At 67.3% G+C, this 18,712-nt stretch carries 15 protein-coding genes; 10 read left to right on the top strand and 5 right to left on the bottom strand.

Going from position 1 to position 18,712, the window contains the following annotated elements:
• Positions 1-36: 36 nt before the first annotated feature.
• Positions 37-1,284, bottom strand: a complete 1,248-nt coding sequence (locus ACIGII_RS07435) for an efflux RND transporter periplasmic adaptor subunit (protein ID WP_399636225.1) — start codon at positions 1,282-1,284, stop codon at positions 37-39.
• A gap of 267 nt (positions 1,285-1,551) precedes the next feature.
• Here ACIGII_RS07435 and ACIGII_RS07430 point away from each other — a divergent pair, with 267 nt between their 5' ends.
• Positions 1,552-2,865, top strand: a complete 1,314-nt coding sequence (locus ACIGII_RS07430) for a M20 family metallopeptidase (protein ID WP_399636223.1) — start codon at positions 1,552-1,554, stop codon at positions 2,863-2,865.
• A gap of 223 nt (positions 2,866-3,088) precedes the next feature.
• On the opposite strand, the gene queF is transcribed toward ACIGII_RS07430, so the two are convergent.
• A complete protein-coding gene (gene queF, locus ACIGII_RS07425; protein ID WP_399636221.1) occupies positions 3,089-3,907 on the bottom strand; it encodes an NADPH-dependent 7-cyano-7-deazaguanine reductase QueF in 819 nt (272 codons plus the stop codon).
• A gap of 144 nt (positions 3,908-4,051) precedes the next feature.
• On the opposite strand from queF, the gene ACIGII_RS07420 reads away from it, so the two are divergent.
• The 9 genes from ACIGII_RS07420 (at position 4,052) to ACIGII_RS07380 (ending at position 12,753) form a co-directional block, all read left to right on the top strand.
• Positions 4,052-4,348 (top strand): LysM peptidoglycan-binding domain-containing protein, encoded by a 297-nt coding sequence (locus ACIGII_RS07420; RefSeq protein ID WP_399636219.1) that lies wholly within the window; start codon positions 4,052-4,054, stop codon positions 4,346-4,348.
• Between the two features lie 43 nt (positions 4,349-4,391).
• The gene (locus tag ACIGII_RS07415) at positions 4,392-4,898 is read left to right on the top strand and encodes a hypothetical protein (RefSeq protein WP_399636216.1); all 507 of its coding nucleotides are present in this window, start codon (positions 4,392-4,394) and stop codon (positions 4,896-4,898) included.
• Positions 4,899-5,049: 151 nt separating this feature from the next.
• Positions 5,050-7,275 carry an NADP-dependent isocitrate dehydrogenase gene (locus ACIGII_RS07410; RefSeq protein ID WP_399636214.1) on the top strand — a complete coding sequence of 742 codons (2,226 nt, stop codon included), beginning with the start codon at positions 5,050-5,052 and terminating at the stop codon, positions 7,273-7,275.
• Positions 7,276-7,560: 285 nt separating this feature from the next.
• The gene (locus tag ACIGII_RS07405) at positions 7,561-8,517 is read left to right on the top strand and encodes a hypothetical protein (RefSeq protein ID WP_399636212.1); all 957 of its coding nucleotides are present in this window, start codon (positions 7,561-7,563) and stop codon (positions 8,515-8,517) included.
• A gap of 2 nt (positions 8,518-8,519) precedes the next feature.
• A complete protein-coding gene (locus ACIGII_RS07400) occupies positions 8,520-9,068 on the top strand; it encodes a GTP-binding protein (protein WP_399636211.1) in 549 nt (182 codons plus the stop codon).
• Positions 9,061-9,489 (top strand): roadblock/LC7 domain-containing protein, encoded by a 429-nt coding sequence (locus tag ACIGII_RS07395; protein ID WP_399636209.1) that lies wholly within the window; start codon positions 9,061-9,063, stop codon positions 9,487-9,489. Before ACIGII_RS07400 ends, ACIGII_RS07395 begins: the two co-directional genes overlap by 8 nt.
• Positions 9,490-9,525: 36 nt before the next feature.
• Positions 9,526-9,888: a hypothetical protein gene (locus tag ACIGII_RS07390; RefSeq protein ID WP_399636207.1), complete on the top strand. Its 363-nt coding sequence runs from the start codon at positions 9,526-9,528 to the stop codon at positions 9,886-9,888.
• Between the two features lie 122 nt (positions 9,889-10,010).
• Positions 10,011-11,747, top strand: coding sequence for a bifunctional isocitrate dehydrogenase kinase/phosphatase (gene aceK / locus ACIGII_RS07385; protein WP_399636205.1), 1,737 nt, complete (start codon positions 10,011-10,013; stop codon positions 11,745-11,747).
• 136 nt (positions 11,748-11,883) lie between these two features.
• Positions 11,884-12,753 carry an energy transducer TonB gene (locus ACIGII_RS07380; protein ID WP_399636204.1) on the top strand — a complete coding sequence of 290 codons (870 nt, stop codon included), beginning with the start codon at positions 11,884-11,886 and terminating at the stop codon, positions 12,751-12,753.
• A 36-nt stretch (positions 12,754-12,789) separates the two neighbouring features.
• On the opposite strand, the gene ACIGII_RS07375 is transcribed toward ACIGII_RS07380, so the two are convergent.
• The 3 genes from ACIGII_RS07375 to ACIGII_RS07365 form a co-directional block, all read right to left on the bottom strand.
• Positions 12,790-14,376, bottom strand: a complete 1,587-nt coding sequence (locus tag ACIGII_RS07375) for a diguanylate cyclase (protein WP_399636202.1) — start codon at positions 14,374-14,376, stop codon at positions 12,790-12,792.
• A gap of 231 nt (positions 14,377-14,607) precedes the next feature.
• A complete protein-coding gene (locus ACIGII_RS07370; RefSeq protein WP_399636199.1) occupies positions 14,608-15,624 on the bottom strand; it encodes a cupin-like domain-containing protein in 1,017 nt (338 codons plus the stop codon).
• Positions 15,625-15,688: 64 nt separating this feature from the next.
• Positions 15,689-18,700 carry a TonB-dependent receptor gene (locus ACIGII_RS07365; RefSeq protein WP_399636196.1) on the bottom strand — a complete coding sequence of 1,004 codons (3,012 nt, stop codon included), beginning with the start codon at positions 18,698-18,700 and terminating at the stop codon, positions 15,689-15,691.
• Positions 18,701-18,712: the final 12 nt, after the last annotated feature.

Raw genomic sequence — 18,712 nt, 5'->3', positions numbered from 1 at the left:
GCCAATGGGCCGGCGTCGCGCAGGTGGGGCGCGCGCTCAGCGCGGGCCGCCGCCACGGCGGCCACCGCCACCACCCTGTTTCTGTGCAGCGGCCTTGAGCTCGGCCTCGGTCGGGGCGGCCGGGGTTTCCCCCGGTTTCAGCGCGGTGACCTTGCTGCCCGGCTTCAGCCGGAACTGGCCTTCGCTGACCACGCGCTCACCGCCCTTCAGGCCCTCGGTGATCTGCACCGCGCTGTCGCCCACTTCCACGCCGCTTTTCACGGTCTGCATGGCCACGGTGTTGTCCGGCTTGACGATATACACGTACTCGCCGTCGGGGCCGCGCATCACCGCCTGGGTGGGAATGACCACGCCGCCGGCGATGGTCCGCAACTGCATGCGCACGTTGACGAACTGGCCCGGCCACAGGGTGTTGTCGTTGTTGTCGAACAGGGCGCGGGCGCGGAAGGTGCCGCTGTCGCTGCTGATCTGGTTGTCCACCACGTCCAGCCTGCCGCCGTCGGTGAGCACGTGGGCGTCGTTGCGGTCCAGCGCGGCAATCGTCACCGGGCCGGCCTGCTGGGCCTGGCGCACGTCCGGCAGCTGGCGTTCGGGCAGGTTGAAGACCACGTGGATCGGATGGATCTGTGTCAGCGTGACCAGCGCGGTCCCGGCGCTGACCACGTTGCCGGCGTCCACCGCGCGGATGCCGGCAATGCCGGAAATCGGCGCGGTCACGCGGGTGTACTGCAGCTGCACCTGGGCCGCACGCATGCTGGCCTCGTTGGCCGCCACGGCGCTTTCGTACTGGGCCACCTGGTTGCGCTGGGTGTCCAGGTCGGTCCTGGCCACGTACTGCCGGTACTCGGGGGAATTGGAGCGCTGGTAGTTCGAGCGCGCCGTGGCCAGCAGGGCCTGGTTCTGTTTCTTGGCGGCCGCGGCTTCGTCGAAGCTGGCCTGCAGGGTGCGCGGGTCGATCTGCGCCAGCAGGTCGCCCTGCTTCACTTCCTGGCCTTCCTTGAAGTTCAGGCTGATCAGCTGGCCGCCCACCTGCGGGCTTACGGTCACGGTGTTCATCGCGCTCACCGTGCCCAGCGCGCTGGCGTACACCGGCACGTCCTGGCGCGCCGCATCGATCACGGTCACCGGCACCGGGCCGTTGTCGCGCTCGCCGTCCTTGCCGGCTTCGGCCTGCGGACCGGCCTTGGCGTCCCTGCCCTTGCCGCCGCCGAGCATGCGCATGCCCACCAGCCCCACCACCAGCACTGCAATCACCAGCAGCACGATCTTCCAGAAACGCGACATTCAAAAACTCCTGAGGCTGGCGATGGGCAGGGCCCGGTTGGCAGGGTCAAAGCATACCTGCCGCCCGTGGCCTTTCATGCATGACGGATGGGACGGGCGATCAGACCGGCAGTCGCCCACAAGGTTCAACCCATCCTCCGACGGGGCAGGGCCGACGATACGTCGGCTGCTCAAGCCCACAACGCCCCATGGGCCAGAAAGTTACAGCGAAAACCACCCTGATGCCCTACATTCAGGTTCAAGCCCCGTATGCCCGTGGAGTGTCGAATGCCCCGTCTGTCGCTGTTGTTGTCCGCCCTGCTGCTTGCCTCGCCCGCGCTGGCGGCCACCGTCCCGGCAGAACGCCCGGAAGTCACTGCCGCCGCCGCGCGCCTGCAGGCGCAGGTCGTGACCTGGCGCCGCGACTTCCACCAGCACCCGGAGCTGTCCAACCGTGAGGAGCGGACCTCGGCCAAGGTCGCCGAGCAGCTCCGTGCGATGGGGCTCAAGCCGAAGACCGGCATCGCCCACCATGGCGTGGTGGCCATCATCAAGGGTGGCAAGCCCGGGCCGCGCATCGCCCTGCGCGCGGACATGGACGCGCTGCCGGTAACCGAGCAGACCGGCCTGCCGTTCGCCTCCAAGGCCACCAGCACCTACCGCGGCGAGCCGGTGGGCGTGATGCACGCCTGCGGCCATGACGCCCACACCGCCACCCTGCTGGGCGTGGCCGATGCACTGGTGAAGATGAAGGCCAACCTGCCCGGCGAAGTGATGCTGATCTTCCAGCCCGCAGAGGAAGGCGCGCCGCCGCCGGAAGAAGGCGGTGCGGCGCTGATGCTCAAGGAAGGCCTGTTCGCCGACTTCAAGCCGGATGCCGTGTTCGGCCTGCACGTGTTCTCCAGCGTCCAGGCCGGGCAGATCGCGGTCCGCGGGGGGCCGCTGATGGCGGCTTCGGACCGTTTCGGGATCAAGGTGATCGGCCGCCAGACCCATGGTTCCGCGCCTTGGAACGGGGTCGACCCGATCGTGGCCACCGCCGACCTGGTGGGCACCGCGCAGACCATCGTCAGCCGCCGCTCCAACATCTCCAAGCAGCCAGCGGTGGTGTCCTTCGGCGCGATCAAGGGCGGCATCCGCTACAACATCATTCCCGACGAAGTGGAGATGGTGGGCACCATCAGGACCTTCGACGAGGGCATGCGCCAGCAGATCTTCGCCGACCTGCGCAACGTCGCCGAGCACACCGCTGCCGCGCACGGCGCCAAGGCGGAAACGGAAATCTTCGAAGCCGAGGGCAACCCGGCCACGGTCAACGACCCGGCCTTGACCGCGCGCATGCTGCCCAGCCTGCAGGCCGTGGTCGGCGAAGCCAACGTCTACGAACCGCCGCTGCAGATGGGCGCCGAAGACTTCTCGCTGTACGCCCAGCAGGTGCCGGCGATGTTCTTCTTCGTCGGCTCCACCAGCGAAGGGATCGACCCGGCCAAGGCGCCGGCCAACCACTCCCCGAAGTTCCTGCTGGATGAAAAGGCGCTGGATGTCGGCCTGCGCGCGCTGCTGCAGGTCAGCCTGGATTACCTCAACGCGCCGAAGGGCTGACGCGACACCGGCGCCACGGGCCGCACGACCAACGGTCGTGCGCTACCGGCGGGGTGTGACGGGCCGCACGACCAGCGGTCGTGCGCTACCGGCGGGGGGTACGCGGGGGGCGGGTGGCATCTCGATACCCGTGCGGCGACCGGACGCCAATCGCGCGCCCACGCCCCACCGGTAGGGCCCGACCGTTGGTCGGGCCGCGGCGCATCGCGCCGTGCCGTCGGGTCTACTGGCGCAGGTCGCGCACCGTCCGCGCCGGCGCTTCGATTCCTGCCGTGGCCCGCCACGGGTTGATGTCCAGCCCGCCACGGCGCGTATAACGCGCTTCCACTTCCAGCCATTCCGGCTGGCAGCGCAGGGTGATCTCGTTGAAGATACGCTCCACGCATTGTTCGTGGAACTCGGCATGCTCGCGGTAGCTCACCAGATACCGCAGCAGGCCTTCGCGGTCGATGCGCGGGCCGCGGTAACGCACGCTCACGCTGGCCCAGTCCGGCTGGCCGGTGACCGGGCAGTTGGACTTCAGCAGTGCCGAACTCAGCGTCTCGGTCACCACCTGCCCGGCAGTGGCCGACAGGTAGTCCGGTGCCGGCGGGCCGTAGCGTTCGATCACCACGTCCAGCCCGTCCACGGATTCGCCTTCGGCGTCGTCCACCAGCGGTGGCACTCCGAACACGACCGTGACCCCCGCACCAGCACACGCCGAAAGATCGCCGGCGATGCGCTGGCGTGCCTGTTCGTCATCGTCGAAGCGGGTGCTGTTGAGTGAGTTGAGGTAGAGCTTGAACGACTTGGATTCGATCAGGTTCGGCGAGGTGCACGGCACGCTGATGGTCGCCACGGCCACCTTCGGCTTGCCGCGTCGGTCCAGCCAGCTCAGCTCGTAGGCCTGCCAGCGGTCATGGCCGACGAAGGGCAGATTGGCCTCGTCCACGCCGATCTCCTCGCGCGCAGCGCGGCGCGGGATGGGGAACAGCAGGGTGGGGTCGTACTGGGAGGGGTAAGCAACCTCGCGACCGAGGCTGGAGTCCTGGGGGGTATTCATGCGGGCATTTTAGCGCGTGGCGCAGGTCCACCACTGCCCTGTTCAGAAACCCTCCCGAATCCTTCACGCCCGCGCCATGCCCTATTAACAAGGCCTGTGACACCGTGCGATCCAGGTTGTCATATCCAGAAAGGGAGCGCGTGGATGAGTACCGATAAGAAAGCCGATTTCTCCGGTGTCAAAGCCAGCGTCGATACCACTGCACAACAGGTGGAAAAGGCCGATTTTTCCGGCGTGACCGCGTCCGTGGACAGCACCGCCGACGTGGTGGGCGGTGGCAGCTACACCGTCAAGAGTGGCGACTCGCTGTCGAAAATCGCAAAGAACGAGCTGGGCGACGCCAACGCCTGGAAGAAGATCTTCGAGGCCAACCGCGATGTGCTGGACGACCCCGACAAGATTTTCCCCGGGCAGGTCCTGAAGTTGCCGCCCAAGGCCTGATCCCACCCGAACCGCACGTCAATCACTCCCACGGAGAAACTCCATGAAGCATACGTCCATCAGTACTGCCGTCCTTGCCGCCCTGCTCGCCACTGCTGCACTGGCCGGCTGCAAGAATGATGACACCACCGACAACAACGCCCAGCCGGCAGCAACCGCGCCGGCGCCGATGACCCCCGCCACCCCGGCCGAACCGGCGCCGCAGCCGATGACGGCCGCGTCCCCGGTCAACGTGTCTGCCGTCACCGTCGGCAAGACCGCCGCCGCCGACAAGACCGTGGCGCCGGTCGCCCTGTTCGGTCCAAAGGACGTGATCATCATTTCGGTGCGCACCGATGGCAGCGCCAGCAATGCCAACGTCGGCGCAAAGCTGACGTACCAGGATGGCCAGGTGGCGGGCGAGCAGACCGCGACGCTCAACACCACCGGTGCCGAGACCACCAACATCACGTTCAACAACCCCAATGGCTGGCCGACCGGCAAGTACCGTGCGGAAGTCATGGTAGATGGCAAGGCGGCTGGAACGCCGCAGGAGTTCGAGGTCAAGTAAGTCCCGCCGACTCTCTCCCGGCACGGACTCACATAGGCGCAGCCGCGAGGCTGCGTCTTTTTTGTTCCAGTACCGCTGCGTATGGCCCGGCTTTGCTCCCGGGGTCTGAAACCGCGACAATGCGGGGGTTACCCGGAGAGCACTGTCCCCCATGTCGAACACGCCCAAGATTCTGTACACGCTTACCGATGAAGCCCCGTTCCTGGCCACCCAGTCGCTGCTGCCGATCGTCGAGGCTTATACCGCCACCGCCGGCATCGCCGTCGAAACCCGTGACATCTCGCTGTCCGGGCGCATACTGGCCCTGTTCCCCGATTTCCTGAAAGACGACCAGAAAGAGGCCGACCACCTGGCCGAACTGGGTCAGCTGGCGACCACCCCGGACGCCAACATCATCAAGCTGCCCAACATCAGCGCCTCGGTGCCGCAGCTCAAGGCGGCCATCAAGGAACTGCAGGACCAGGGCTATGCCCTGCCCAACTACCCGGACGTGCCCACTGACGACGTCTCGCGCGACATCAAGGCGCGCTACGACAAGGTCAAGGGCAGCGCGGTGAATCCGGTGCTGCGCGAAGGCAATTCGGACCGCCGCGCGCCGCTGTCGGTCAAGAACTACGCGCGCAAGCACCCGCACCGCATGGGCAAGTGGTCGAAGGAATCCAGGTCGCACGTGGCCCATATGGACGGCGGCGATTTCTACGGCAGCGAAAAGTCGGCCACGCTGGCCGCTGCGGGTAGCCTGAAGATCGAACTGCAGCAGGCGGACGGCAAGACCGTCGTGCTGAAGGAAAAGACCGCCGTCAAGGCCGGCGAGATCGTCGATGCCGCCGTGATGAGCCGCAATGCCCTGGCGTCGTTCGTGCAGGCGCAGATCGCCGATGCCAAGGCCAAGGGCGTGCTGTTCTCGCTGCACCTGAAGGCCACCATGATGAAGGTCTCCGACCCGATCATGTTCGGCGTGGTGGTGGAAGAGTTCTACAAGGACGTGCTGGCCAAGCATGCCGACGTGCTCAAGCAGGCCGGCTTCGATCCCAACAATGGCATCGGCGACCTGTACGCGCGCCTGCCGCAGCTGCCGGAAGCCACCCAGGAAGCCATCAAGGCCGACCTGGCTGCCGAATACGGCAAGCGCCCGGGCCTGGCCATGGTCAATTCCGACAAGGGCATCACCAACCTGCACGTGCCCAGCGACGTCATCGTCGACGCGTCGATGCCGGCGATGATCCGCGACTCCGGCGGCATGTGGAATGCCGACGGCAAGCTGCAGGACACCAAGGCCGTCATCCCCGATCGTTGCTATGCGGGCGTGTACCAGGCCGTCATTGATGACTGCATCGCCCACGGCGCGTTCGACCCGGCGACCATGGGCTCGGTGCCGAACGTCGGCCTGATGGCGCAGAAGGCCGAAGAGTACGGCTCGCACGACAAGACCTTCCAGATTCCGGCCGACGGCACCGTGCGCGTCACCGACGACGCCGGCAACGTGGTGTTCGAACACGCCGTGCAGACCGGCGACATCTGGCGCATGTGCCAGACCAAGGACGCCCCGATCCAGGACTGGGTCAAGCTGGCCGTCAACCGCGCCCGCCTGAGCAGCACCCCGGCCGTGTTCTGGCTGGATGCCTCGCGCGCGCACGACGCGCAGGTCATTGCCAAGGTCGAAACCTACCTCAAGGACCACGACACCGACGGCCTGGACATCCGCATCCTGGCCCCGGTGGACGCCACCGCGTTCTCGCTGGACCGCATCCGCAAGGGTGAAGACACCATTTCGGTGACCGGCAACGTGCTGCGCGACTACCTCACCGACCTGTTCCCGATCATGGAACTGGGCACCAGCGCCAAGATGCTCTCCATCGTGCCGCTGATGGCCGGTGGCGGCCTGTTCGAAACCGGTGCCGGTGGTTCGGCCCCGAAGCACGTGCAGCAGTTCGTCGAAGAGGATTACCTGCGCTGGGATTCGCTGGGTGAATTCCTGGCCCTGGCCGCCTCGCTCGAACACCTGGGCAATCGCTACGACAACGCCGGTGCCACGGTGCTGGCCAGGACCCTGGACCAGGCCAACGGCCAGTTCCTCGACAACGACAAGTCGCCCTCGCGCAAGCTCGGTGGCATCGACAATCGCGGCAGCCACTTCTACATCGCGCTGTACTGGGCCCAGGCCCTGGCCGCGCAGGACGACGATGCCGCGCTGAAGGCCCGCTTCGCACCGCTGGCCAAGGCGCTGTCGGACAACGAAGCGGCCATCGTCGGTGAGCTGATCGCCGCGCAGGGCAAGCCGGTCGACATCGGCGGCTACTACCGCCCGGACGTGGCCAAGGCCAGCAAGTCGATGCGCCCGAGCAGCACCTTCAACGACGCACTGGCGGCGCTGTAAGCCTCAGCCGTAGCAACCGGGGAACCCGCGCCTGGCGCGGGTTCCTTTTTTTTTGGCCGCAAATACGTGACGCGGGTCGGGCTGGTTCTGGCACTCTCTCGCCAGCCGCAACAGGGAAGGAAGGCATGAATCCTGCCTGCAACAAGGCGTCGCGCAACGGGAGAACCTGCCTGCTTCGCCAACGCGAAGTGAGCAATCCGTCACCGATCCGCACGAGATCCTTGGCATAGGCTATCGGCGAGCGTTCCGCAGTAACTGAGATCTCTCACAAGCCAGGGGAAGGGCATGGCCAGGGTGCTGGTGGTCGGATCGGATGTCCAGGGAGAGCGGGCGTTGCTGCAGCGCCTGCGCATGGCCGCCTCATTGCCGGCCGAAACGGTACGCAGCTGCCGCGACCTCGACGAGTGCGACCTGCTGGTGATCAAGGACACGCCCGCCCTGCGCAATGCCGCGCTGCGCATGGTCCGCGAGCGCCCACGCATCCAGTTCTGGGTGGAAGACCAGCAGGGCCGGTTGCGCCCGGGCCAGGGCGACAATCCCGGTGTACTGGACGACACCGCGATCGAACACGCATTGCGGCAGATGCCGGACACGGCCGCGCGCATCGACGAACCGTGCACCGCGCAGGGCGCCAAGGCGATCACCCGCGCGCTGCGTGAGCGACTGCCGGCGCGCGAAGGCCACGCCGTGCTGGTGCTGCAGGGCCAGCCGAAGCTGCTGCTGGATTTCGCCCAGGACCAGATGGTGGTGCCCGCGGGCGTGGCGGTGGCGTGCCTTGCGCAGGATCTTTCCGATGCCTTCGATGCGCTGTCGCTGCACGGGCTTTCCCAACGTCGCTACCAGCAACTGGGCGGCGCGCTGCCCCGCCAGCCGCTGCGCCCGTTGCTGTGGCAGTGGGGGCAGCGCCCGGCGCACTGGCGCGACCTGGATGCCCGCCTGCAACGCAACGCGCGGGTCAAACTGCTGCGGTGGCCGGACTTCCGCGTACTCGGGCACCAGCACGACAGTTTCCGGCTGTGTTCGCTGCTGCTCAAGCGCGCGTGCAGCGTGGACGAATGCGCCACGCTGCTGGACATGCCGGCCGACGCGGTGCGCAGCGTCGTGCACCCGGCCTACCTGTGCGGCTACGCCGCGATCGAAGACAGCGGGAGCGGCGCACCGCCGCTGCGTGCCGGCGGCAGCGGCGGCGGCACCCTGCTGGCCCGGATGTGGCGCAGCGTGCGCCAGCGTGGCGGGGGCTGAGCGTGCGCGAACACAAGATCGTGGTGCTGGGCAGCATGGGATGTGGCAAATCGACGCTGGTGCGCGCGATCGCGGCCGGTGCCGTGGTCGATACCGACGTGCCCAACAGCGACCGCCAGGGGGCTGACAAGGTATCGACCACCGTGGCCATGGACTACGCCGACATCGACCTGCCCAACGGTGACCGCCTGCGCCTGTATGGCACGCCGGGACAGCAGCGCTTCGATTTCATCTGGCCGATCCTGCTGCAGGGCGCCAGCGGCGTGGTGCTGCTGCTGGACGCCACCCGCAGTGCGGCCGTCGACGAACTGCGGACCTATCTGGAGGTACTGCGTGAACACGCCGCGCAGGTGCCGGCCGTGATCGGCATTTCGCGCATGGACCTCGCCCATGGGTTCGACCTGGAGTCGTGCGCGTCGCTGGCCGGCTGGGACGAGCGCGTACTGCCGGTGCTGCCGGTGGACGCACGTGACCGCGATCAGGGCCTGCTGCTGATGGATGTGCTGATGAGCGAGATGGAAACCCGCGACCTGGTGATGAGCGATGGCTGACGGACACGATGCGCGCCAGCTGGCGCCTGCGGCCCGGGAGCGCGTGATGCAGCACCTGCAGACGTTCGCTGACACCCTCAACGGCGTGCGCAGCGTGGTGCTGGCCAGCGTGGACGGGTTTGCGCTGGTGCCTGCCGCCGGCACCCATGGCAATGGCGAGCGCCTCGCGGCGATGACCAGCGCGATGCTGGCGCTGGCCGCGGCGGTGGGCCGCGAGCTGTCGCTGGGCGAACTGGAAGTGCTGATGCTGGAAGCCGGGGAGGGCAAGGTACTGATGCTGGCACTGCCGTGCGCGCCGGCGCCGCTGCTGCTGATGACCGCCTGCGATACCCGCTGCGTGACCGGCAAGGTGCTTTGGAGTGCGAAGGAATGTGGCCGCAACATCATGGCCGAACTCAGCGGACCACGAGCCGGTCCGTAGGGGAACCTGGGGCTCGACAACCAAATGGGGTGCAACATGGCAACTGGACTCAGCGATACGTTGAAAGCGTTGATGGAGATCGATGGCGCGCAGGCCGTGGCATTGGTGGACTATGAAAGCGGCATGCTGCTGGGCGAAGCCGGCTCGGGCATGGACATGGAAGTGGCGGCAGCAGGCAATACCGAGGTGATCCGCGCCAAGATGAAGACCGCCGCCTCGTTGAACCTCAACGACACCATCGAGGACATCCTGATCTCGCTGGGCAAGGCGTACCACATCATGCGCCCGGTCGCTGCAAAGAAAGGGCTCTTCCTGTACCTCGTGCTGGATCGCAACAAGTCCAACCTGGCGCTCGCCCGCCGCCGGGTGCAGGACGTGGAGGCGCAGCTGGCGCTGTAACCGCCCGGCGGCCGCCGGCCATCCTCCGGGATGGTCGGAGGCGGCGGATTCGCCTGGCCCAGGCTTGCCGCCCAAGGGTCGGCACTACTATGGTGGGGGCCAGTCCCTACGGGTCGTGCGGCATGGCGGTTGGCAATTCTCCCGATGACGATGCGCTGGCGGCGCGCCTGGCGACGCGGGTCCGCGATGGGTTCGAGGACTACCACGCGCGCTTTGCCGGGGTGACCCGACGGGCGCGACTGCGCTTCGAGACCCGCGACTGGGCCGGCGCTCGACAGGATGCGGTGGAACGCATCGGGCTGTACGACCGCTGCATCGCGCAGGCCGTGGACGTGCTGCGGCGCGCGGCCGGTGAGGGCATCGGCCGGCGCAGCCTGTGGCTGAAGGTGCGCACGGCCTATGCCGCGCAGGTGGCCGGCCTGATCGACGCCGAGCTGTACAAAACGTTCTACAACACGTTGGCCCGGCGCCTGTTCGCCACCGAGGGCGTGGATGCGGAGGTGGAGTTCATGGCGCTGGACGTGGAGCCGTCCGACGCCATCACCCATCCCGTCGCGCGGCATGCCTACGCCTTGTCCGCCACGCGGCCAGCCGAAGCCTTCATGCGGGTGCTGGGGGATTATCGCTTCGGGGTGCCATATGCCCATCAGCTGCGCTGTGCAGCGGCGATCGCGGTACGCCTGCAGGACGACCTGCAGCACTGGGGCGCCCAGCCGGTGCGCAGCATCGAGCTGCTGGACACGGTGTTCTACCGTGAACGCCGTGCCTATCTGGTAGGGCGGGTATTCGGCGAACATCGCTTCTCACCGTGCGTGATCGCGCTGGTGAATGATGCCGATGGGCTGCGTGCCGAAGCCGTACTGACCCGGCGTCGCGACGTGGCACACCTGTTCGGCGTGTCACGCAGCTATTTCCAGGCCGACCTGGCCACGGTCGGCGATGCGGTGGTGTTCCTGCGCAGCCTGCTGCCCGCCAAGCCCATCGATGAGATCTACACCGTGCTGGGCCGCGCCAAGCAGGGCAAGACCGAGCGCTACCGGACCTTCTTCCGGCACTTCCAGGACCATCCCGACGAACAGCTGGTGCATGCCGATGGCACGCCCGGCATGGTCATGGCGGTATTCACCCTGCCCAGCTATCCGCTGGTGTTCAAGCTGATCCGCGACCGCTTTGCCTGGCCCAAGACCATGACCCGGCACCAGGTCGAAGAAAAGTACGCCCTGGTATTCAACCTGGACCGCGTCGGCCGCCTGCTCGATGCGCAGCCGTACCGTCACCTGCGTTTTCCGAAGGCGCGCTTCTCGGCGGCGCTGCGCGACGAGCTGCTCACCCAGTGCGCGGCCAGCGTGCGCGAAGAGGGCGACAGCCTGGTGATCGCGCTGTGCTATGTGCAGCGTCGTTTCCGCCCATTGAACCTGTATTTGCGCGAACAGACGGTGGAAGCGCGCCGCGCGGCGGCGCTGGACTATGCGCAGGCGATCACCGACATGGCGCGCAACAACATTTTTCCGGGCGACATGCTGCCGAAGAACTTCGGCGTCTCGCGGCACGGGCGCGCGGTGTTCTACGACTATGACGAGCTGTGCCTGGTGAGTGACTGCGTGTTCCGCGCCTGGCCGACACCGCGCAATGCCGACGAAGCCCTGTCCGACGAGCCCTGGTTCCATGTCGGCCCACGCGATGTGTTCCCGGAACGCTTCGCACCGTTCATGGGGTTGCCCGCCCAGGAGCTCGCAGCGGTGCGCGAGCAGCAGGCACATCTGTTCGATCCCGCGTGGTGGCAGGCGCTGCAGGCACGGTTCGCGGCGGGCGACTACCCCGATACGCCACCCTATGCGCCTGTTCATCGGCTGGCGTGATGTGTCCATGCCCCAGCGCCGGGGTATCCTCGGCGTCATCGAGGCATGGCGTCTGGTGTCGCGATAGGTCGATTGGATTGGCAGGAGACCGGGTCTGCATGTCAGGCTCGCGTATCCGCTCACAAGGAGTCGTGCAATGCGTAGTTCCCTTTACCTCGCACTGGCGGTGGCGCTCGCTGGCAGCATCGTCATCACCGCACCGCAGGCTGCCGCGCAGTCACGCAGCGAGGTCCGCAGGACCGCCGAAGGCAGCATGGTGCTGACCGGTCAGATCAACATCGGCCTGGCAGGACAGGTGGAGGGCTTCGTGCTGGACCAGCGCGAGAAGGTGCCGGTCGACATGGCCGACTTCGTCGACCGTGCCGTGCAGACGTGGCGCTTCGAGCCGATCGTGCGCGACGGCAAGCCCGTGCATGCCCGCACCCGGGTCTCGATCCGCCTGCTGGCCAGGCCGGAAACCGACGGCAAAAGCACGGTGACATTGGATGCGGCCAATTTCGGCGAGTACGACCCGACCAGCACCGGGCAGGTCACCAGCCTGAAGCTGACGCCGCCCCTGTTTCCCCAGGCCGCGATGGACATGGGCGGCAGCGGCGACGTGATGTTGCTGGTCCAGGTGAACCGGGACGGCACGGTCAAGGACGTGATGGCCGAGCAGGTCAACCTTCGCGTGGTGGCCGACGAGCGCCGCATGCAGAAGCTGCGCGACACCTTCGCGCGGCAGAGCGTGAATACCGCGCGGCGCTGGACCTTCCGCGTGCCCAGCACCGGCGAGGAGGCGGGCAAGGCCTCCTGGACCGTCCGCGTCCCGGTGAGCTTCGACTACGGCGAGGTCACGCGGGCGTACGGAAAATGGACGGTCTACATTCCGGGTCCGCGTGCCAAGGCGTCGTGGCGCAGCGGCGGAGGGCACGACGACAACCTGGTCGGCCTGCTGCCGGCAGGCGGCGTGTACATGGCCGACGCCCCCGGTGGCCCGCGCCTGCTGACCCCGCTGGGGGGCTGACCCGCGCGTGGCGCCGGGCGCTGCCCGGCTGCCCCATCAGCCCGCGCCGGGCCCGTCCGGCGCCGGGTATACCACGGTGCGATTGCGGCCCTGTTCCTTGGCCATGTACAGGGCCTTGTCGGCCAGCCGCAACGCCTGGTGCGGGTCGTGATGGTAAGACGGGTAATGGGCAACGCCCAGCGACACCGTGACCGTGCCCACGTCATCGAACACTTCCGCCGCCACCTGCATGCGCAGGCGCTCGGCGATGGCGGCACTGGCCTTCACATCGATGCCTGGCAGCAGGATCAGGAATTCCTCGCCGCCGTTGCGGCACAGCAGGTCGGTGTCACGCGAATCGTCGCGCATGATCTGCGCGATGCGCAGGATCACCGCGTCGCCTGCCGCATGCCCGAAGCGGTCGTTGATGCTCTTGAAGCGGTCGATGTCCAGCGCGACGATGCCGAACGGCTGTCCGCGCGCCTGCCAGTCTTCCAGCCCTTCCTGCAGCCCGCGCCGATTCTGCAGGCCGGTGAGCGGGTCGGTCATGCTGGCGCGGCTGAGCTTGCCGATCCGGTCCTGCAGCAGGTTGAAGCTGTACAGCAGCGCCTGCTTCAGGTGGGCCGCCTCGTAGTACCAGGCGCGGATCCCGCTGACATGACGGATGGCAATGCCGGTGTCGCGGTTCTGTACGTTGCGCGCCAGCTGCCACAGCGGCAGCGAGATGCGCCGCGCGAACCACCAGGTGACCAGCAGCGACAGCACGCCCAGCGGAATGGCATTCCAGATCACCGCCTGCATCAGTCGCGACAGCGGTGCCAGCGTGGCCGCGGTGGGACGCTGCGCCACCACGCCCCAGCCGACGCTGGCGACCGGGGCATAGCCGGCCAGCATCAGCACGCCATGGCTGTTGCGCACTTCCTGCGCCCCCGAATGACCCTGGCTGACCGCCTTCACCGCGGGATTGTCCAGCGCGAACTGGCCCACCCGGCCGGGTTCGATGTGGTACAGGATGCGGCCGTTGCGGTCGACCACGTACAGATACGAGCCGTCCCGGTAGTAGTGCTTGCCCAGCAGGCTCTGCAGGATGCTGCGCTGGCGCAGGTAGATGGTGCCGCTCACGTAGCCCTGGTAGTCGCCCCGGGCATTGAAGATCGGATGCGAGATGGCGACCAGCAGGCGGCCCGTGGCCGACTGGTAAGGATCGCTGATGTAGGGCTCGCGGCGCTTGAGCGCCTCGCTGTTGCCCTGGCTGTTGAGCACCACGCCCTGCAGGGCAAGGCTCAGCGGCGAGGTGGCCAGCACGGTGCCGGCCGGATCGACGATCAGCACGGAATTGAAGCTGTTGGTCTGCAGCTGCAGGCGCGCGGCCTCGGCCTCCAGTTCGGCGCGGCTGTGCGCCCGTTGGCCCAGGCCGGTGGCGGCGTAGGCCAGCTGCTGCTGGGCCGAGAGCACGAAGTTCTGCGTGCTTTCGGCCAGCTTGCTGGCATACACGCGGTTGGACTCCAGCGTGGTGCCGATCAGCTGCTCGCGTTGTACGCGGTAGCTGGCGTGCAGCGTGTTGGCCAGGGCGACGAGCGCGCTGAGCAGCGCCAGCGCCAGGATCAGCTTGCCCAGGTTCAGGCGGGACGAAAGCAGGGGCATGAACGAACAACCGGCAAGGTGCTGCGCCAACCGGTCCTACCGATGAGGCTGCAACGAAGGAGCGGTCAGAGGCGAACTGCATGGCGCCGGGCCGGTACGCCGTACAGCGCCCGTGCCATGGCCACCCTGCCCCCGGGCGAACGATGGATCTCGGCGCGGATTATCACGGATTCGCCGGCGCCGTGGGTAAAACACTGTGGGCCGTGGCGGCCCGGGGGCGGGCGCCCCGGCTCAGCGCTCCAGCCGCGTGCGCAGCACGCTGCGCACGCTGGCCACGCGGTCCTCATCCAGGGTCCCCAGCACCCCGCGCGCGGCATCGGGGATGTGTGCGTTGGATTCCGCGCCGGCGGTGAATACATAGTGGTCGAACAGCGCCTGCCAATGCCTGCGCTGCGCAGGGGGCAGGCCGCGCAGCGCGAGCAGTGACAGCATCAAGGCATTCATCGGCGCGTCGGTCCAGGCCGGCACCGGCCGCCACCAGTAATTGACCAGCACGTTGAAGTCCTCCAGCCCCTCCATGTGGTGCCACCACAGGGAGGGAATGAACACCGCATCGCCCGGACCCAGTTCGGCTACCTGCGCGCTGGCCATGGCCCGCTCGAAGCGCGGGAAGCGCTCCAGGTCGGGCGCGGCAAAATCCACCAGGCTTACCGCCTGGCCGGCGGGGGTGAAGTCCAGCGGCCCCACGTACAGGTTGCCGACCTGGTCCGGTGGAAACAGGGTGACCCGGCGGCGGCCGGCCGCCACGCAGGCCAGGTTGTCCGGGACGTCGTGGTGGGCGGCGATGCGCGAGCGGTTGCCGATCCAGATGCTGGCCAACGGATCGTCCACGCCCAGCTGCAGCGGGTTGTCGCGGCGGAAACCGGGCAGGAAGCTGTCCAGCGTGGTCGAGGCCACGTAGATGGTGGGCGCGGCATCGGCGCTGCGGTACTTGAGCAGGGTGTCCAGCACGACCTTCAGGGGGATCTGCTCGCGGCGGAAGTTGAAACCGCTCATGTCCGCGTTGTAGAAGATCCGGCCCTGCGCGTCGGGAGGCGCGGTGGTCGCGGTGACCGGCAGGGTGCCGTGGTCGAACTGTTTGAGATGGGCCACGGCCGCGTCGGCCGAGACGCGCGCGGCGTTGACCAACGGCCAGTCGCCGACCAGCCCGCGGATCACCTTCGGGGTGGTCCAGCCGGGCAGGAGGTGCGGCAGCCGGCTGCGGTCGAGGTCGCGGACTTCGTCGATCGGGCCGGGCGTTGCAGGCATGGCAGGGTCGCTTGCAGGGCAGGGACGGTCTGGCGAGTGTAGACCCGCCAGACCGTCAACGGACTCAGAACTTGTAGCGCACGCCGAACATGTAGCGCGGGCCGGTCTGGGTGGCGTAACGCAGCATGTTGGTGTGGCGCGCGTAGGTACGCATGGTCTCGTCGGTCAGGTTGATCGCCTCCAGGCTCAGCGACAGCTGGTCGCTGACTGCATAGCTGATGTTGAGGTCGAGCTGGCCATAGTCGTCGGTGTAGTTGGGGTTCGGACCCTGGCCGCCGATGCCGTTGAGGAACTTGTCGCGCCAGTTGTAGGCCGCACGGATCTGCCACTGGTTCTTGTCGTAGAACGCCACCAGGTTGGCCGAATCGCTCAGCCCGATCATCGGGTACTGGTCGCCCAGGCTCAGGTTGTCGAAGGTCAGCCCGGACTTCACCTTGGTGTAGTTCGCCGCCAGGCCGAAGCCGGACTGCCCGAACAGGTGCTGCACCGCGACTTCCCAGCCATCGAGATGGTCCGAACGCTGGTTGGCCGGCAGGGTGATGTCGGATCCGGCGACCGGGTCGCCGGGCTGGCCGACGATGGTGCCGGTGAGCTGGCCGGCCGAGTTCGTGCCGGTGGCGGTCACGCCCGGCTGGCCGTTGAAGTTGGTGAAGATGTAGTCGCGGATGCACGGCATGTCCGACACGCCGCAGCCACCGGCGGCCAGTGCTGCGTTCCAGTACGCACCACCGACCGGTGTGTGCAGGTTGCCGGTGTTTTCGCGCACGATGGTGTCGCTGATGAAGTTCTTGATGTTCTTGCGGAAGAACCCGACCGAGGCGTAGCTCGCCTCCCCGTAGTACCACTCCAGCGACAGGTCGAAGTTGTCCGACAGCAGTGGCTCCAGCGCCGGGTTGCCGCGCGAGCCGCTGCCCCCCTGGGTACGCACGATGTCGGCGAGGGTCTGTCCACTCTGGATCTGGGTCCAGCCCGGGCGGCCCAGGCTGCGGCTGTAACTGCCGCGCAGGGCCAGCGTATCGCTGATGTCGAGCTTCAGGTCGAGGTTGGGCAGCACGTAGTCGTACTTGCCGCTGTCGCTGATGAAGCCGCTTTCGCTGGCGTAATCGATGTTCAGCTCGTTGGCCGAGCTCCAGCTGATGCCGTTGGGCACGCGCACCATTGCGGTGGAATCCACGTCGGTCTGCTCGTAGCGCACGCCCACGGCCACGTTCAGCGGCATCGACCAGTCGAACGTGGTGCGGTACTGCAGGAACGCACTCTTGGACTTCTCGTTGGTGCGGATGTCTTCGGAGTACTCGGTGGGGGCCACGTAGCAGGTCGGGCAGGCCGGGTCGGACGCGGTGCCGACCTGCGCGGCGCGATTGATCAGCCGATCGAAGTCGAACACCAGGAACTGGCCGGTCAGGCGCGGATCGTCGTGCCCGGAGAAGGCATCGAAGTACCGGCCCATGTCGTCGGCGTACCAGATGCTGTCGTCGTAGTCGGCCGGGGTGCCCAGGCCGCCCCAGGTATTGCGCTGCATGATCGCCGAGGCCGAACGGTTCTTCACGTCGGTGTAGCCGACGCCGAAGTCCAGCGCCGAGTAGTTCTCGAAGGTGAACGTGCCGCGGCCCTGGTACTGCTCCACCTCGGACTTGTTGTAGCTGTTCTGGAACACCGAGCCGGTGACCAGCGCGTCGGCCGCCTGCACGCCACCGGGCGGCAGCGCGATGTTGATGATCGGCAGCTCGCCGCTGTAGTCCACCGTGGTCGTGCCGCGCACGAACGCGGCCACGCCGAGTACGCCGGCCGAACCGTACGGGCTGTCCGGCTGCGATTCGCCGGTGGAGTGGTGCGCATCGAAGGACAGGGTCAACGCATCATTGACTTCCCATTCCACGTTGAAGCCGAGTGAGTCCATGGTGTTTTTGGTGGCCAGCTGCGCGCCGCCCATCGACACGTCGGAGTTCACCATGTCTTCGCTGTAGATGATCGGCGCGGCGACCGGCCCATTGGTCCAGATGCTGTCGCCCGGACCGTAGTTGAACCACACCGACAGTTCGCTGCGCTGCTGCTGCACCTTGTTTTCCACGTAGGTGTAGTCCAGCGTGGTGGTGACGTTGTCCACCGGCTTCCACTGCAGGGTGGCCTGGCCATTGGTGCGCTGGCGCTGCACGCCGTTGACGTTGTAGGCGGTGTTCTGCGGGCGGCCATAGACATCATCCGGGCCGGGGCGGTTCTGGATGCGGTCGGCGTACCCCTGGCCGGGCTGGGGCAGTACGCGCCAGTCGGTGGTGTTGTCGCCTTCGAAGGTGGCCCAGCCCTCCGCGACGGTGGCCTGGTTGAAGCCCGAGTCACGCTCCTGGTAGCTGCCGCTGAGCATCAGGCCGACCCGCCCATCGGCGAAGGTGTCGCTGAAAATGCCTGACAGCTCCCCGGTGAAGTCCGAGCCCTGCAGGGTGCGCGGCAGGTTGTCGTTGGAGGTGTCGTTGACCGCCTTGACGCCCACGCTGACCACCGGTGCCGATTCCAGCGGGCGCAGGGTCTTGACGTTGATGGTGGCGCCGATGCCGCCGGTCGGGTTGTCGGCGCGGGTGGTCTTGAACACTTCCACCGCCGAGATCGACTCGGAGGCAATGTTGGCGAAGTCGAACGAGCGCGAGCTGGAGAGCCCGCCGCCGCCGTTGCCCAGGTTGGACGCCGGCATCTGGCGGCCGTTGAGCAGCACCAGGTTGAAGTCCGGCCCGATGCCGCGCACGGTCACCTTGGACCCCTCGCCACTGGAGGTACGGTCGATCGACACGCCGCTGATGCGCTGCAGCGATTCGGCCAGGTTGGTGTCCGGGAACTTGCCGATGTCCTCGGCCACGATACCGTCGACCACGCCCTGGCTGTCGCGCTTGAGGTTCATGGACGAGGTAAGGCTGCCGCGGATACCGGTGACCTGCACCGTATCGAGGGTGGACGGGTCCAGCCCCTGCGACGACGACGCGGCGCCGTCGCGGCTCGGATCCTGGGCCCACGCCGGCCCGGCCAAAACGGCGAGCAGCGCGGAAGTGAGCATTGCCTTGCGGGGTACGGCCTTGTACGTCTTCATCAACACTCCCTC

This window comes from Stenotrophomonas sp. NPDC077420 (assembly GCF_044543385.1).
Taxonomy (GTDB): domain Bacteria; phylum Pseudomonadota; class Gammaproteobacteria; order Xanthomonadales; family Xanthomonadaceae; genus Stenotrophomonas.
Note: the sequence above shows the minus strand (reverse complement) of the source record. Positions and strands in the feature narration are given on the sequence as shown.